The organism is Gottfriedia acidiceleris (genome assembly GCF_004138285.1).
In the GTDB taxonomy this organism is placed as follows: domain Bacteria; phylum Bacillota; class Bacilli; order Bacillales; family Bacillaceae_G; genus Gottfriedia; species Gottfriedia acidiceleris_A.
The window spans coordinates 311455-329899 of record NZ_SCFN01000001.1; the positions used below are offsets into that span (position 1 = coordinate 311455).

The window sequence follows — 18445 nt, forward strand, 5'->3', positions numbered from 1 at the left end:
GGGGTCCCTTCTGATAAAAATTAAATAGGAGGAACTAGCTTTAATGAAAAATAATTATAGATTCTTTATCATTTTTATGATCATTATGATCACAATTGTTAATTATATCGACCGAGGTGCAATTGCATATGCACAGGCAGAGATAATTAAAGAGTTTGGTTTAAGTCCTATAAGTTGGGGTAAAATCCTAGGTTACTTCGGATATGGCTATATATTTGGAGCATTATTTGGTGGAGCTTTCGCCGATAAAAAAGGACCTAAATTTATGTGGATACTTGCCGCAACTGCCTGGTCAATTTTTGAATTAGGCACTGTATTTGCTGGTAATTTAGGTGCAACTTTATTTGGTGGATCAGCTTTAGCTGGATTTGCAGTTTTCCGAGTATTATTTGGATTTGCAGAAGGTCCTACCCTCTCAACAATGAATAAAACTATGGCCAACTGGGTTTCTCCGAAAGAAAGAGGGTTTGCAGTTGCGCTTGGTTTAGTAGGTACACCGGTAGGAGCACTTATTACTGCACCAATCGTAGTTGCTCTATTATCAGTTGCAAATTGGAAAGTGACATTTATTATTCTTGGGGTAGTTGGTTTAATTTGGGCATTTATTTGGTCTAAAGTATTTACAAACCTACCAGAAGAAAATCCAAACGTCACAAAACAAGAACTTGAGTTAATCCGTTTGAATAATCCGGTTAGTGGAAAAAGTGAACAAGAATCTACACCATGGTACTATTTTTTCAAAAATCCTACTCTAGTAATGAATGCAATTGGTTATTTCGCCTTTTTATATGTAAATATATTATTACTTACTTGGACGCCAAAATATTTACAAGATGAATTCGGTTTTTCATTAGCATCACTCGGATTCGTTGGAATGATTCCATGGATTGGAGCTATTTTTACAGGTTTACTAGGCGGAAAAATATCAGATTCACTTCTTAGAAAAACAGGAAATTTACGTATTGCTAGATCTTGGTTCACAGTTATTTCATTATTCTTTACAGCAATTTGTTTCATGCTAATTCCAACAGTTCACAGTGCTACAGCAGTCTTAATCTTAATGTGTATTGGTAATGCATTTAACTATTTACCAAACTCGATTTATTGGACAGTAGTATTAGATACAGAACCTAAAAAAGCTGGAACATTTGGTGGAGTAACACATTTCATCGCAAATCTTGCTACAATTATTGCACCAACCTTAACAGGGAGCCTAGTAGCAAAACACGGATATAGTGCAATGTTTATCGCAGCATCAATCGCAGTAACATTAGGAATGGTTGCAATGATATTTGTTAAACCAGGTAAACGAGAAAATACAGCTAGACCTTCGAATGATCTTGCTGGTTAATAACTTTTAAAAAGAGAAATTGTTTCGGCAATTTCTCTTTTTTCTATATTAAGGATAATTAAACCACCATAAATGATAAACCCTTTTTTCTATTGATGAAAGGGTTTTTAGTGTGGAGACAAGGTCCTATAAATCTGAGTACACAATATTACTTTATCAATGTTAATTTTAAAAAGAAAAAACTTGACGTAATTTTCGGAATATTAAAAATACATAAACTGCAAATATACTAAAAATGTAGTATTGAAAATGACAGGTTGTGATAAATGATTAAACAAATTTTCGTAATGGTGAGCTAATAGAAAGACGTACAAAACAAAAAGCAAATTTGAAACAAGGGAACATCATCTTAGCAGTTTTACACGAAAGGGAGAGGGAAATTGAAAAAATATATTGTAATGAAAGTCTCTACACTTACGCTCGGAGCAGGATTACTAACTAGCAGTTTGTATATCCCAAATAGTACAATACCAGCAAAAGCTGTTGGACCTACTTCCGCAGAGTCCATTTTAGCCAAAATGACTCTTGAACAAAAACAAGCAATCAACAAACTGCAAACAATGGAAGAAAGTGGGCTCATGTTGTCACAAGACACAAATTTAGACAGTGATGCAGAGCTATCCGTCATTGTCCAATTCAAGTCTGAGCCTGCTAAAACTGCGGTTGTAATGGAAGAACTGAAAGGGAAAACCCTCTCTTCTTCTGAAGCACAAACGAATGTGGAAAATGAGCATAAAAAATTTCAAACGGATTTACAAAATGTGTTTAAAAAAGAACTGGCTCAAAAGAAATCCCCATTCAAAATCACGAAATCTTACAAACGAGTATTTAATGGGGTTGCGATGACGCTACCTGCCAATAAGGTAAAAGAATTACTTCAATCAGATGCAGTAAAAGCAGTTTGGAGTAATGCGCAAATGCAAGCAGAGCCGCCAATCGAAGATCAAGTAACTAACGGTACATTCACAACAAAAGTATCCGAAAGCAGCGCAGTAATGGGTGTGGACAAGCTTCATCAGGAAGGATATACCGGCAAAGGAATCAAAGTAGGTGTGATTGATACAGGGATCGACTATAATCACCCTGATTTAAAGGCTGCTTATAAAGGCGGATATGATTTTGTGGATAATGATAATGACCCAATGGAAACCACATATGATGATTGGAATAAATCAGGGCAACCAGAAGATTCTAACGGCAGCAAGTACTATACAGTGCATGGCACTCACGTAGCAGGTATCATTGCAGGACAAGGAACGAATAAATCTGATTATGCCGTAACCGGAATTGCGCCTGAGGCAGATCTCTATTCGTACCGGGTTCTAGGTGCCTATGGAAGAGGGACGACAGATAACATTATCGCCGCAATTGATAAGGCAGTAACTGACGGAATGGATGTCATTAATTTATCTCTTGGTAGTTCAATTAACGATTCATTAGATCCCGCGAGTATCGCTATTAACAACTCTGTATTAGCTGGGGTCGTGGCAGTAGTTGCAGCTGGCAATAGCGGAAATGGTCTTTATACTCTCGGAACTCCTGGTTCGGCAGCACTAGCTTTAACCGTAGGGGCAAGTAGCGCACCTATTACATTCCCTACCTTTAAAGGTTCGTTGCAAGTAGGAAATGAGTCTACACCAGCTGATTTACGTTTTATGGGAAAAGGATTCCCAGATCACATCGAAAGTTTGAAAGGGAAATCCCTTCCAATTATGGACGTAAACTATGGATTTGAGCAAGACTATATTAATCAAGATGTAACGGGGAAAATCGTTCTGATGCGTCGTAATGATGGGACTCTTACCCAGAACATTAAAATTGCGATTGCAAAAGGAGCAGCCGCTATTTTCATTTGGAACGATAATCCAACAGAAGGACAAATTCCTATCCTTTTACCAGATAGCTACGATCTTGTTCCTGTCTTTTCAGTGAACAATGAACAAGGTCTGCAACTTAAAGAAAAAGCAGCAAGCAACAATGCGGTATTTTCCTTTAATGAAATGGGAAGCGTTAAGTCTATAGGTGATCTTCTTGCTGATTTCAGCTCTCGTGGTCCAGCCCGTCCATCATTCGATATAAAACCGGAAGTCACTGCTCCAGGTGTAGCAATCATGTCAACAGTCCCATCATATAACAATGGTCCGTCCCATATTGGCGATTACCAATATTCCTATGCAAGACTCTCTGGAACATCAATGGCAACGCCTAATGTAACCGGGGTTGCCGCGCTCATGTTGCAAGCGAATCCCAACTTACAGCCAGAAGATGTAAAAACAACACTTATGAATACTGCGGACCCATTAGCACAGTCATATAGTGTGTATGAAGAGGGTGCAGGCCGAGTAGATGCTTACGAAGCGGTACACGCTGATACACAAATCCAGGTGGAAGATAAAACCACAACATTGATCGATGGAAAATATAAGAAAATCAAAGAAGAAACAGGCGAGATCAGTTTTGGGCTGCTTACATACAATGGAGAGGACATACTAGATTCTCGTTCCGTGACCTTGCAAAATAATGGAAAACAGCAAAAAACTTTTAATGTAGATGTGCATTTCCAAACTAATGAAAGAGGATCAAAGGATGCTGTGAAGAATGGTGTGAAAATCTTGACAGATTCTACTGTTAAAGTGAAAGGAAATAGCCAAAAGAAAGCGACGTTATCACTCTTCATTCCTAAATCAGCTGAAAAAGGTCCATATGAAGGATATATTGTGTATACCAACCAAAACAACCCAGCTGAAACATACCAAGTTCCTTTTGCAGTTCGTTATGTGGAAGAAGGTATCGAAATTGATAATAGTGATCCAATCAATCCAATGTTTAGAACCCTTGATGGTATAACGGAATCTTTTGCACCAATAACCTTTAATGGAACTGGAGCATCGGTAATACTTAAATCACCTATGAAATCCATTGATTTGGTACTTGTTGATGCCAAAACAAATAAAGAGATTGGATATGTAGGTACTTTGGATGGCACAAAGATTGAGGAGAATGTAGTCCATGGAATAGGTCCTTTCATGGGTGCTGTTCCAGGGCAGTATGGTAAAGGGTACTATTATCCATTTACAAATAATCCAGATGAACCAATCTTATCGGAACCAACATTGGCAGAATCAGGACAGTATTACCTGAAATTCATCGCAACTAGTGAAAGTGGCAAAACGTACACTGCTAACAGAAATTTTTTAATTGATAATACACCTGTTCAATACAATCTAAATCAAAAACCTGGCATCATTGAAGTGGATCCGGAACAAACCAGTTATACATTCTCTGGCAAGGTATTTGACAAAGAGACGGAAGAGATGTTCGCAGCTGGCTTACTAGGAACAAAAAGGCAGTATTTGTATAATATACAAGAAAATACAATAGCTTCAAACGATGTTTATCCTTGGATACCGGGTGCATTTATTTATGCAGATGATAATGGATATTTTCAATACGAAACGCCGATTGATGGAAAAACTATTAAACGAGTTTCCTTATATTTAGGTGATTATGTAGGGACTGGGGACTATTGGTTCAATTCATTCACCTTTATTCCAAAGGGTACTTCTTATATCAAAGCATCTACTGACAAGCAAACTATTAATACAAATGATTCTACAATAGTCACGCTTACTTCAAAACATATGAAAAATTTTACTGGTAGTGAGTTTACAGTTCGTGTTCCAAAACAATTGAACGTGGAAGACATAAAAGTAAATACTGCTTTTGCCGATAAGGGACAAGTGAACGTAACATCACAAACAAGTGACAGTAGCTATAACTATATAACAATTACGGTCAAGCGTGATGGAAGTCAAATGATGTCTGATGATGAGCTTCCTTTAGTGGACTTAAAGGTGAAGGTTCCTACTGACATACCTATGAGTAATCTTTCAAGACCATTCGTAGTCAATGTGACAGCGGCGTACGGATTAGATAGCGATGGGAAGAAAGTACCGGTAACTAGAGATTTAGGTGCTGCAGGTGCCGCACAGTTTCTTGTACACCTAAGCTACTCCAAGCAGACGTTTTATAACCTAGTTCCAGAAGGGTTAGTTCCAGGGGTAGAAAACTACAATACGATTGGAGCAAACGTTAAATTAATTGATGCTTTTGGTAAAGAGTATCGAGGTTCATTCGATGCGAATGGAGCTCAAAGAAATGTTACATTCAATTATCTGCCATTAACTGAGAAACCATTCACCTTTGTAGAAGACATTCCAGGGCACTTTACAGTAACCAAACAAATCAAAGCAGGAAGATCTATCGACGATAAGTACGTGGGTACCAACCGTCCTGGTTTTGTTCGACCTATTGTTGCAGGGGATGTAAACAAGGACAACGTGATAGATATCCTAGATGCAATCTATATTCAAACTTATTGGGGAACAAATAAACGTAGCGCAGATATTAACTTTGACGGAACTGTAGATACAAAAGATCTAGCATTTGTGCAAAAAAACTTTTTACGTCAAAATGTAAGTGTGAATAATCCACCGACACCTAAGAAAAAGTATAAAGGCATTACATTAGAAAAGATTTTAAAAGAGTTACAACCTTAAAATCTGAAGCTAGAAAACTAGGCCGAATAGTCTAGTTCTAATTTCAGTAAAAGTATGAAGAGTTGAGTCTTAACAAAAAGGGTAAATTCAAAATATATGAATTTACCCTTTTTACTATTTAATTAGGATTTTTAAAAAGCTAAAACCTTTACTTATAAAAATCGAGTTAATATCCTGGTATACTTGACATGCAACTTATTTGTTGCATAATATATAAATAATGAGGAGGTTGAATGAGATCGATCAGGTTTTTAAAGCACTTGCCGATTCAAGTCGTAGAAAACTCCTTGACGAGCTTTTTATGAATAACGGCCAAACATTAAGTGAATTATGTCAACATCTTGAAATGAGTAGACAAGCAGTTACAAAACACCTAGTGATACTAGAAGAAGCGAATCTTGTTGTAGTACAGTGGCACGGGCGAAATAAACTTCATTATCTTAATTCGGTACCAATTAATGAAATTTCTAAACGATGGATTAACAAGTACGAAAAAAGTCAATTAGAAGCACTGAGTGAATTAAAAAATGAACTTGAGGAGGGCAATAAGAAATGAATAGACCACAATTTGTTTATGTTACATACATTGCAACTACACCTGAAAAACTTTGGGAAGCATTAACAAATACCAAATTTACTGAAAAATACTTTTTCGGAACTGCAATTGAATCTGATTGGAAAGTAGGGTCAACTGTTTCCTATTTACGAAATGGAGAGGTTACAGATTACGGAACGATATTAAAATGTGAACCAAATCGTTTACTTTCTTTTACTTGGAATCACACAGATGATCCGACGAACCGTACAGAACCTTCAATCGTCACATTTACTTTAAAAGAATTAGAGTCCACAGTTAGATTAACGCTAAAACATGAAAATCTAGAACCGACTGATTTAGTAGATCGTGATGACACATTTGAAGGATTAAACAATGGCTGGCCAGCAATTTTAAGTAACTTAAAAAGCTTGCTTGAAACAGGGGAAACACTGCCACCTATTTCTATTTAATTAAATATCAGTGACCCATAAGCGATCAGTACCACGAGGAATAAAATGCCTTGTGGTTTTTTGTCTTTATTTAATGAGTTCTGGGCTTTATCGATATATCAACGAAAAGCCGTATTTTATCAACGAGTTTAATTAATATCTCAACCAATTTCTGTATTATTTCAAAGTAGTTCATAATTTTATCAATACTGTTCAAAAGTGTTCGTTTGATTGGGAATAGCACCCATCTAAAGACAGCGATAACTTTTTAATCAATTCAATTTACATATATCTTATTATAAGATATATTCTATATATAAGATATAATCGTATTATACGATATAAGGAGAATCAACATGGATAAAGAAATTAAACAATTGAATCAACTATGGACCGATATTTACTATCTTTTACGATATAAGCATAAAGAAAATATTACGCACCAAAGCGTTCGGATTTTACAAATGATTGATAAAGAAGATGAGGTCGGGATAAAGGATATTGCTGAAGGGATTAAAGTCTCTCACAATACAGCATCAGAACATGTTAAACGTTTACTAGAAAAAGAATATGTTTATAAAACCCGTGGTGAGATGGATCAACGAAAAGTAATCCTAATGCTTACTGATTTAGGGAAACAAGTTTTGTTACAAAATTCAAGTTTAAATGAAGAAAAACTTCAACAGCTTCTTTTTGAACAGATGACAGAACAAGAAAGAGAAACGATTTTAATAGCCTTTAATTTAATGAAAGAGAGGGCTCAAAATGTACGCGATTATTAAAATATTAATTTCAGCAATTATAATCGGAGTTATTACCGAAATCGCACGTCGATTCCCTACACAAGGTGGATTAATTGCGGCATTACCTATTGTTAGTCTATTAAGTCTAATATGGCTTAATGTTCAAGGTGAACAAGTGCAAACATTAAGTAAATTTGCATATGGAGTTGTATTTGGCATTCCGGGTACGGTGGTTATGTTATTAATTATCGGAGTAGCGCTTCAGCACTCATTGCATTTAGTTGCTTCAATCGGACTTGGTATTATAGGATGGCTTGTTTATATTTTTGCCCAAGACTTAGTCGTAAAACATTTGTTTTAATTAAGAGACACTTTTGCGACTTAAATCAAAACTTCATAAATAAGTTTTAATTAAAATAAGTTGTAATTAAAGGAGAAAAAATGCTTAAAAAACTAAAATTATGGGCGAAGAAATTAAAGCGACAAGTCTTCACACTTTATTATGCATGCAAGGATGAACGTGTTCCATGGTATGCAAAAGTTTTCATTGCTAGTGTAGTTGCTTATGCTTTTAGTCCAATTGATTTGATCCCAGATTTTATTCCAATTTTGGGATATTTAGATGATGTTATACTTGTTCCTTTAGGTATTATTATTTCTTTAAAGTTGATTCCGAAAAATGTAAAAGTGGACTGTGAAATAAAAGCGGAAGAAATGATGAAAAATGGGAAACCAAAAAACTGGATAGTCGGATCATTCATATTGTTGGTTTGGGTAGTGATTTTTATTTGGGTCATTTTAAAGGTTTATCAATTATATAGTTAAAATTAATATGAGATTTAGTTTAAATGGAAAAAGTTATTTTACTAAAACGACTGTCCTGTTGGGAAGGCAGTCGTTTTAGTTTTTTTAAGGTATGTTTCAAAAAAATTAATTGACTTTAGGCTTCTGTGATTAATGTCACTCGTATAAATCACATTAGTCCATAAGCCACCTTGACAGTTTTTCATTAGAGCTTTCTAATTAATAGAGAAGAAATTTAATAATATGAAATTTACGGCAACTTTAAATAGATTTTCAAAATAAATGATGGAAGGAGGGTAAGTAAGTTGAATTTAAAATTGTTTCACAGGATTATGGATCATATGCACGAAAAAGACTGGAATATAACTCAGCTCGCTAAAAATTCTAATATTCATTTGACTGAAATAAGCCGAATTCTAAATCATAAACAATCCCTTTCATTACGTAATTTGGATGCTATTACTGAAGGCCTCAATCTGGAGGAAGGTACTTTTTATTCAGATTATATTGAAGAATGTTTTAATGAAAACAAGTATATGGATAAACGAAGAAGTATGGAATTTTTATATAAATGCGCATCACTTGGATACGAAGACTTGCTTCAAAATATGTTTAATAGAGTTTTAGATGAAAGGTCGAAACAAATTCTTAAGAAAAATTTACATTATATTTTTTTAGTTGCAGAAAGGCTTTTTGAGGAGAAAAAAGAGTTGCTTGCATTACCTCTATATGAGTGCGTAATTGAGAGTATGCCCGATTATCATTCCAGTCAATTAGCAAAAAGTATCTATAGGAAATATTTCATAGTTCGGTTGACTGAGCAGGGACTTGATACTGAAGTACATCTTTTAAGGCACTTACATAATTTGCCACGGGAAATGCAATTATCTACATATTTGTGGATTATGGCTACTTGTTATATTCGTCAGGATTGGCAAAAGGTAATGGATTATGCAAAGATTTTAGAGAAATTAGCTAAAGAAGGAGAATATTATGGTAGAGCACTTCTTTATCAAGGTTTCGCATTGCTTCGATTAGGTGGTTCATTGGAAGAAGTTTTATGTATAATAGACCGTTACTCAAAAGTAAATGATTACTATAGTGACTTAGCTGTTGGGAACAGATTTGTTGCGTACTTAGAATTTGGACATTTTGAACATGTAGATGCATACCTTAATTGGCTGGAAGATAGAGATGACATGTTAGTTGGTTTACCCAGAATTTTAGAAGTATATATAAAACTTGGTCGTTTAAATGATGTTGAAATATTGTTAAATCGAAATTTTCATCTTTTTGAGGAAATGGCTCTTAGTAAAGAGCCTTTCAAGCAACAAATATATTTACAATTCCGTTATTCACATGCTTTATACCAGTGTACTAGAAATAAAATTACTGAGGGCATACATGAAATTTTAGATGTTGCAATTACAGCAATAGAACTTGGTATTGCTAAAGGATATAAAAAATGTCTCTTGATGTACTGGAATTATAGACATAAAATTGATTCGGAGCATGAACGAAAATATTTAAAAATTCTAGATAGGTAACTTATTTCAATGAAATGAGAACGATGACAATTTTTGTTATCGTTCTTTTTTTATAAAAAAATAAATTTGACAGAATTTTCGAAATAGTAAAATTCCATAAAGTCTTTTTATAATAAAACGCGTAGGACTATTTAATTGAAGGGAAGAGAAGGATGAGAAAGATTAAAAATCATATCACTCCATTGACGCTAAGTATGGGGCTAATTTGTAGTACATTTGCACCAATATCTACTGTATCAAATGTACATGCTCAAACTAATTCATCAGTTGAGCAAGTACTATCAAAGCTTACTCCAGCTCAGAGACAAGCATTAAAGCAACTTCAAACAAGTGATCAAACTGGATTGCAAATTTCATCGGATGTCAATCTAGAAATTGATAAACCAATCTCAGTCATCGTTGAATTTAAAACAAAACCATCCAAGATTGCGATGCTTGAGTCTCAGCTTCAAGGTGAAAGCTTATCTTCATCTAGTGCTAATCATTTAGTTGAAGCCTCACATGAAAACTTTAGAAATGATGCAAGTAAGATCTTAAAACAAAAGCAATATAAAATTAAGCGTACATACAAAACAGCCTTTAACGGTGTTTCGATGACTCTCCCAGCAAATCAAGTTAAATCATTGCTGAAATCAAATACTGTAAAAGCAGTTTGGAGCGACAGTGAAGTACATATAGATCCACCTGTAGAAATGAAAGCTAATGCTACTAATGTTTCTAATGATTCTTCAAATATGCCAAGTAGTATGCCATTTTTAGGAATTGATAAGCTTCATGAAGAAGGCTACACAGGTAAAGGAGTTAAGGTAGGAATAATTGATACAGGTATCGATTATAATCACCCTGACTTAAAAGATGCTTATAAAGGCGGCTATGATTTTGTAGATAACGATTCAGATCCAATGGAAACTACGTACGATGATTGGGTTAAAGCAGGGAAACCGGCATCAGGTGGTAATACTTTTTACACTGAACATGGTACGCATGTTTCTGGGACAATTGCGGCAAGAGGGAAAAATAACTCGCCGAATGCGCTCGTAGGAGTAGCACCTGATGCAGATTTATATATGTATCGTGCTTTAGGTCCATATGGTTCAGGAACTTTGGATGCCATTATGGCAGGGATTGACAAAGCGGTTCAAGATGGAATGGATGTCATTAATCTATCGCTAGGAACAAATTACAACGATCCTCTTTTTGTGACAAGTGTTGCAATTAATAATGCAGTTCTTCAAGGTGTGACAGCAGTAGTTGCTGCAGGAAATGCAGGTCCAAATTCATATACAGTCGGTTCTCCAGGAGCGGCAGCTCTTGCCTTGACAGTTGGAGCAAGTGATGTTCGTACAACAGTATTGCAACCTAAAGGAACATTTCATACTAGTACAGGTGATTTGCCTGCATCTCAGATGGAAATAAACGCAGAGAACTTTGACAATCCTATATCTGGTTTTAAAGGACAATCCCTACCAATTGTTGATGTTGGTAAAGGCCTTGAAGCAGATTTTGCTAACAAAAGTGTTGCTGGAAAGATCGTCTTGACGAATATTTATTATGCAAATGTAAGTACAAAAATCGCTACCGCAAAAAAATACGGTGCAAAAGCTGTTATTCTTTATGATCCTGATAAAACTTATACTTCTTTAGGTTCTTTAGGGAAAAGTCCTAATTATCTACCTACATTTTTCATACCAAAACAGGAAGGGAATGCAATTTATAATCAATTAAAACAAAGTGGAGAGGCATCATTTACTTTTGATGATGTAAAGGAAGTGGTTTCTTCAGAAGGAGATCATTTAGCATCTTTCAGCTCAAAAGGCCCAACGAAAGTAACATATGATATTAAGCCAGAAATAACTGCACCAGGAGTACAAATTCTTTCCACAGTACCATCGTATATTAATGGCCCAAATTATATTGGAAACTATAATTACGCATACCAACAACTATCAGGAACATCAATGGCAACACCGCATGTCTCAGGTATTGCTGCTTTATTACTTCAAAAAAATCCTGACTATACACCAGCTGATATCAAAACAATTTTAATGAATACAGCAGATCCATTAAAAGATCCATACAGTGTTTATGAAGTTGGTTCTGGTCGAGTGGATCCTTATGAAGCAATTCATTCTGATGTTGAAGTTCAAGTTTCAGATGAAACACCAATGATTCGAAGCGGTAAGGAAAAGCAAATTAAAGAAAAGACCGGGGCAATTAGCTTTGGAACAGTGGCACCTAGTGGACAAAATGTAGGGGATAAGCGAACACTTACAATCTATAACAATAGCAAACAAGCTAAAACATTTGATGTAAAAGTAACGTTTCAAAAGGATCGATTAGGTTCAAAGGATGCTGATGCAAATGGAGTAGGAATTGTAACTGATAAAACGATTAAAGTAAATGCAGCTTCCAAAAAGCAATCTGTCGTTTCTATTTTTATCCCAAAAAGCGCCTCATTAGGAACATATGAAGGCTATATTACTTACACGAATCAATCGAATCCAGAGGAAGTCTATCAAGTACCTTTCGCAGTGCGTCTTGTTGAAAAAGGAGTATATGGGATGATTGTATCACCTAATGTCTTTACAACAGAAACTGATAGCTTCCACTTAGCACAAATTAATAATGCGAGCGTGATGTTCGAATTTAAATCTCATATGAGATATGTCGATTTAGTTTTAGAGGATTCTAAAACAAATAAAGAAATAGGATATATTGGTCAAATTGACGGTATCCCTTTAATGGATAATGTAACTTATTATTTACAAAAAGCATTTGATGGATCGTACTACCCGCTTACTGGTGACGAGAAAAATCCAATTGCAGATGAAAAAGTAGTGGCACCTCAAGGAGCATATAAAATTAAGTTAATAGCAACTGAAGATGATGGAACAACGTACGTAACTGAAAGCCCAGTCTATATCGATAATGAAAAGCCAACAGTCAAATTGGATAAGCCAGATGGAGTTTACGAATACGAACCTGGCCAGCAGACAGTTCAGTTAAAAGGGTCAATAGTTGATGGAGAGTATGCTGATATGAATGCAAATGGTATTAATCTTACTCAATCTTCTAACAAGCTGATGTACAGCTACAATGGAGGAACTAATCAGTCTAAGCCAGTAGCAGAAGATGGAACCTTCTCAGTTGATGTTCCTATGATTGAATCGAATCCTCTTTTAGCGGTGCAAATGTACGGACTAGATGCAGCTACAAATAAGGATTTCCGTAGCGTTAAGCAATTCTTCTTTGCGAAAAAAGGTACATCATATGCAATATCGAAACCGGATAAACAAGATGTCAAAATGGGTGAAACATTTAAATACACATTATCTTTAAATAATGTAAAAGATCTTCGCAAGGCTGACTTTGCTATTAAATATTTAAAAACTTATTTTGATTTAATTGATGTTAAACCAAACCCAGAAGCAAGTAAGTACGGGGAAGTTAACATTAATCAAGAAATAGCAGATAGTGGTACATTGAGAAATATGAAAATCACAGCAACTATACCTGAACAAGCAAACGTGTCGGGTAATATTCCATTAGTGGATATCACTTTAAAAGTTCGTGATGACAAATTCATGAAAGAACCTACTGCGCTTATTAGTACAAGTACATCTTATACAAATACTGCAAATAATGTAGTACAAGTAAAGTCTGCAGATTTTTATGTATCGATGATTCCAACTTATTCTGAAACGTTTGGCGATGTATTAGCAGAAGGGTTAATGAGAAATGGCGCAGCGTACTTTGGAATTGACCATACTGCAGTTGGTGGAACAATTAAAGCAGTTGATGTGAATGGAATTTCTTATAATGGGGTAATTTCAAAACAGCCATCTTTTACTTTAACGAAACTATCAATCACGAATAAGCCTTTAACATTCGTTATGGATATTCCTGGACATTTTACAGTAAGAAAACCATTTTTGATTAGTGATAACGATAATGGAAGTTTAATAGGGCAACGCATGAAGCTTAACTATAATCCTGCTATTGCTGGAGATGTAAATAAAGATGATGCAATCGATGTTCTTGATGCACTTTACATCCAAACTTATTGGGGTACAAGTAAGCGTGAAGCAGACATTAACTTTGATGGAAAAGTGGATGCTGCGGACATGGGATTTGTAAAGAAAAATTATTTAATGCAAAATCCGACAGCTACAAATGCTCCTAAACCTAAAAAGACTTATAAAGGTCAAACATTAGAGAGTGTACTAGACTCGCTTAATATTCAGTAATAAATTAGCAATCTATAGAAGATAATTCGTAGCAAATTTACTTACTTAAATGGAAAGGGAGAAAGAGAATGAGAAAAAACATTACGAAATCAGTTACTGCGCTTGCTATAGGAACAAGTTTACTTGCTGGGGGCTTTGTATCATCATCTGGAATTAAGCCAGTAAATGTACAAGCTGCCATGAATACAGAATCGATTTTAGCAAAGCTTACACCAGAGCAAAGAAAAGCTTTAACCCAATTAAAAATGAGCGATCAATCTGGTCTGCAAATTAGTCCTGACGTGAATTTGAACAGTGATGAAAACATCACGGTAATCGTTCAATTTAAAACTTTACCTTCTAAAACTGCAGTCCTGTCTGCAAAGGCTGAAGGAAAGACTTTAAGCGTGTCACAGGCTGATCAACAAGTTGAAGATTCTCATACAAATTTTCAAAAGGATTTAACATCAATTTTTAAAAATGATAAAGATAAAACGCCTTACACAATTAAGCGAAAGTACAAGCATGCTTTTAATGGCGTATCTATGCAAATTCCAGCTAATAAAGTTGAAGCTTTAATGCAATCAAAAGCTGTTAAAGCGGTGTGGGAAAGTAAAGAAATAACAGTTGATCCTCCGGTTGAACAAGAAAGTACTGAAACTGGTGCAGACTTACCCGAAGGAGATGTGAATCCATTTTTAGGAGTGGACAAGCTTCATGAAGAAGGTTATACAGGTAAAGGAATCAAAGTAGGGGTAATTGATACAGGTGTTGACTACAATCATCCTGATATTAAAGCAGCATATAAAGGTGGCTATGATTTCGTCGATAATGATAATGATCCGATGGAAGCAACGTATGATGATTGGAAAAAATCCAAACAATTAGAGTTTGTTTCAGGCGCATCATATTATACTGTACACGGAACTCACGTTTCTGGGACAATAGTTGGACAGGGCACAGCTGACTCTGAATACTCGGTGACAGGTATAGCTCCAGATGCTGATTTATATGTGTATCGCGTACTTGGTCCATACGGTAGAGGTTCATCAGATGCAATCATCGCTGGAATTGACAAGGCTGTAAGTGACGGAATGGACGTTATTAATCTATCACTTGGATCGGATTACAATGACCCGATGAATCCACTTGCTTTTGCAATTAACAATGCTGTGCTATCAGGCGTAACAGCGGTACTAGCTGCAGGAAATGCTGGAAATGGTATGTATACGGTTGGAACTCCGGGAAATGCACCATTAGGACTAGCAGTTGGAGCGAGCAGTGTACCGACTACAATCGCAGAGTTAAAGGGATCAGTTCAATCTGGTAGCGGCAAAACCGCTACGGATATTCGCCTAATGGCTAAGAGCTTTACAGATCAGATTCAAAACTTTGTTGGTCAAAATTTACCGGTAGTAAATGTAGGCTATGGAGCTTTTGCAGACTACAGTGGTAAGGACGTTAAAGGCAAAATCGCTTTAGTTCAACGTGGTAGCATTACTTTAAACGATAAAATTAAGTTTGCTAAACAAAAAGGAGCAGCGGCTTTATTCATCTACAATTCTGATCCAAAAGAAGGGTATGTGCCGAATTATTTTGGAGAAGGAGTTGCCAATATTCCAACCTTCTCTTTAACTAATGCTCAAGGATTGGATTTATTACAAAAAGTTAATGCAGGCGATACATCCTACTCATTTGAAAAATTAGGAGAAGTAAAAACAGAAGGTGACAAGCTTGCTCCGTTTAGTTCACGTGGTCCTGCACGTGTAACATATGATATTAAACCTGAAGTTACAGCACCTGGTGTAGATATTCTTTCTACTGTGCCTACGGACTTCGCTGGTAGTGCATCACTTGGTGACTATAAACACGCATATGCACGCTTGTCTGGTACATCAATGGCAAGTCCGCATGTAGCTGGTATTGCGGCATTATTATTACAGGCTCATCCGGATTACACCCCATTAGATGTGAAGGCTACCTTAATGAATACTGCAGACCCACTAAGTGATAAATATAGTGTTTATGAAGTAGGAGCAGGGCGTGTAGATGCATATGAAGCAGTACATGCAGGAGCAAATTTAGAGGTGCTTGATACTACTGACACAATGATTGGCAATAAAATGAAAACGATTAAAGAAACTACAGGCGCAATTAGCTTCGGTACATTTACTTCAACAGGAGTAAATAGAGAAGATTATCGTAATTTAGTATTAAGAAACGATAGTAAAGAAACGAAAACTTTTGATGTAAAAGTAGTTTACCAAACTTCTAGAATCTCAAAAGATGCCGTTGCGAATAATGTAAAGATAACAGTAGATTCAGAGTTGAAGGTAAAACCAGGTCAACAAAAGAAACATGCAGTATTTATTGATATTCCAGCAAATGCTGAAAAAGGGACATATGAGGGGTATATTATTTACACAAATAAAAAAAATCCTGATGAAACTTATCAAATTCCGTTTGCAGCACGTTTCGTTGAAGAAGGTATTGAAGAGCTAGGGGCATTTCCATATGCAATGACAAGTAATAGTTACGACAATCATCCTTTTACGAGATTAAATACGGATTTATACTTCCAGTTAAAATCTCATATGCGTTATATCGACGTAGTACTTACGGATGCGAAAACGAATGAAGACCTTGGGATTATTGGAACATTAGATGGAATTCAAGCCGATGAAAATGTATTGTATCGAGTGGCAAATGGATTTAGAGGAACTTATATTCCATTTTCTGCTGATCCAAATAGTCCACTAGTTTACAAGTATGTACAAGCAAAACCAGGCTTATATAAAATTAAATTTATCGGACGAAACGATCAAGGTAAAACTTTCAGTTCTGAAACAAAAGTCTATATTGAAGACAATAATCCTACCGTTCAGCATAGTTTACCGTTTGGCGTTTACGAATATGAAGATGCTCAGCAATCAATTCCGTTTTCTGGAAGAGTATTCGATAAAGATATCGAGGATATGAAAACAATGGGATTTGACATCGATCAATCATTTAACTCAGTTGTAGGTTATTATGATACATTTATGGGGCCTTATGGATGGTTAGCATCACCTTCAGAAGAGCTAACTGTTGATCAAAATGGACAGTATAAAGGTGAAGTTAAGTTAAATCCAGACGCTAACTTTACTCGTTATTACTCATTCGCAATGGATTCGGCGTCGAATGGTGATTTCGGTAGAATGAATGAAACACTTTTTGTTAAAAAGGGAAGTCCTTATGTAACAGGAAGCTTAAATAAAGAACAAATTAAGATGGGAGAAACTGTTTCAGCTACTCTATCTGGTCATAACTTAAATAAAACAAATAAAGTCGTATTCGAGTTTGATTATGCACCATATAATTTTGAAATCGTGGATATATTGAAAAATTCACAAACGAAAAGTCAAATTAGCGCGGTAACAACTGAAGAATCAAATTCAACGAGTGGAAAACATATGAAAGTGACAGTTGAGTTAACAAAGCCTGTATCTGGTGAAGTACCACTTCTTGATATTCAAGTAAAAGCTAAAAGTGATAATTATAATAAAGGCTGGTATGAACTACAGGACTTAAAGGCTAGTGTTACAAATAAATCTGGTACAACAGAAAGTGCGCCTGGATTTATGAAGTCATTCAACGTCATACCGACTTATTCACAAATGGCTGCCAAAATGAATCCAGAAGCTTACTTTACACCACAAGGAGTGCAGATTGCTCCTTACGATTACTCGAAAATCGGTGCTAAAATTAAAGTAATGGATGATCAAAACAATGTTTATACGAATGTAACAGTTCATCCCGAGGGTTTCTTTGAAGTATTCAATCTTCCATTAACTGATAAACCATTTACATTTGAAGTAGCTGTACCAGGTCACTTCACAACGAAAGGTACATTCACAATTGGAAAGTCAACCGGGAATGGTGTACTTGGAGAAGCAAAATTAATTGGTGGAATTAGTATCATCGCAGGAGACGTCAATAATGATGACGTTATTGATGTAAAGGATGTAATCATGATGAAATCAAACTGGGGTACAACAAATCGAGCAACTGATCTTAATTTCGACGGTACGACGGATGAAAAAGATTTTGCCTTCATTGAGCAAAACTATATGATGAAAAATCCAACCGTAACAGATGCTCCAAAACCAGTTAAGAAGTATCAAGGTACAACAATTGATCTTGTTAAAACTCAATTAGGAATTAACTAGAATCATATTTTTAAAAGACA

The 18445-nt window shown here is 35.6% G+C and carries 10 protein-coding genes; all 10 read left to right on the forward strand.

The window, feature by feature from the left end; all coding sequences use genetic code 11:
- The first annotated feature begins 43 nt into the window (after window positions 1-43).
- A complete protein-coding gene (locus tag EP747_RS01485; RefSeq protein ID WP_129688208.1) occupies window positions 44-1351 on the forward strand; it encodes an MFS transporter in 1308 nt (435 codons plus the stop codon).
- Window positions 1352-1731: 380 nt separating this feature from the next.
- Window positions 1732-5910, forward strand: a complete 4179-nt coding sequence (locus tag EP747_RS01490; protein WP_129688209.1) for a S8 family serine peptidase — start codon at window positions 1732-1734, stop codon at window positions 5908-5910.
- A gap of 229 nt (window positions 5911-6139) precedes the next feature.
- Window positions 6140-6466 (forward strand): ArsR/SmtB family transcription factor, encoded by a 327-nt coding sequence (locus EP747_RS01495; protein ID WP_205753795.1) that lies wholly within the window; start codon window positions 6140-6142, stop codon window positions 6464-6466.
- Window positions 6463-6918, forward strand: a complete 456-nt coding sequence (locus EP747_RS01500; protein WP_129688210.1) for an SRPBCC family protein — start codon at window positions 6463-6465, stop codon at window positions 6916-6918. Before EP747_RS01495 ends, EP747_RS01500 begins: the two co-directional genes overlap by 4 nt.
- Window positions 6919-7253: 335 nt before the next feature.
- On the forward strand, window positions 7254-7679 hold the full coding sequence (locus tag EP747_RS01505) for a MarR family winged helix-turn-helix transcriptional regulator (RefSeq protein ID WP_129688211.1): 426 nt from the start codon (window positions 7254-7256) through the stop codon (window positions 7677-7679).
- Window positions 7663-8001, forward strand: a complete 339-nt coding sequence (locus EP747_RS01510; protein ID WP_129688212.1) for a DUF3147 family protein — start codon at window positions 7663-7665, stop codon at window positions 7999-8001. Before EP747_RS01505 ends, EP747_RS01510 begins: the two co-directional genes overlap by 17 nt.
- Window positions 8002-8081: 80 nt before the next feature.
- A complete protein-coding gene (locus EP747_RS01515) occupies window positions 8082-8465 on the forward strand; it encodes a YkvA family protein (protein ID WP_129688213.1) in 384 nt (127 codons plus the stop codon).
- A 284-nt stretch (window positions 8466-8749) separates the two neighbouring features.
- Window positions 8750-9991 carry a helix-turn-helix domain-containing protein gene (locus EP747_RS01520; protein WP_129688214.1) on the forward strand — a complete coding sequence of 414 codons (1242 nt, stop codon included), beginning with the start codon at window positions 8750-8752 and terminating at the stop codon, window positions 9989-9991.
- A 152-nt stretch (window positions 9992-10143) separates the two neighbouring features.
- Window positions 10144-14238, forward strand: coding sequence for a S8 family serine peptidase (locus EP747_RS01525; protein ID WP_129688215.1), 4095 nt, complete (start codon window positions 10144-10146; stop codon window positions 14236-14238).
- Between the two features lie 68 nt (window positions 14239-14306).
- Window positions 14307-18425: a S8 family serine peptidase gene (locus EP747_RS25020; RefSeq protein ID WP_129688216.1), complete on the forward strand. Its 4119-nt coding sequence runs from the start codon at window positions 14307-14309 to the stop codon at window positions 18423-18425.
- Window positions 18426-18445: the final 20 nt, after the last annotated feature.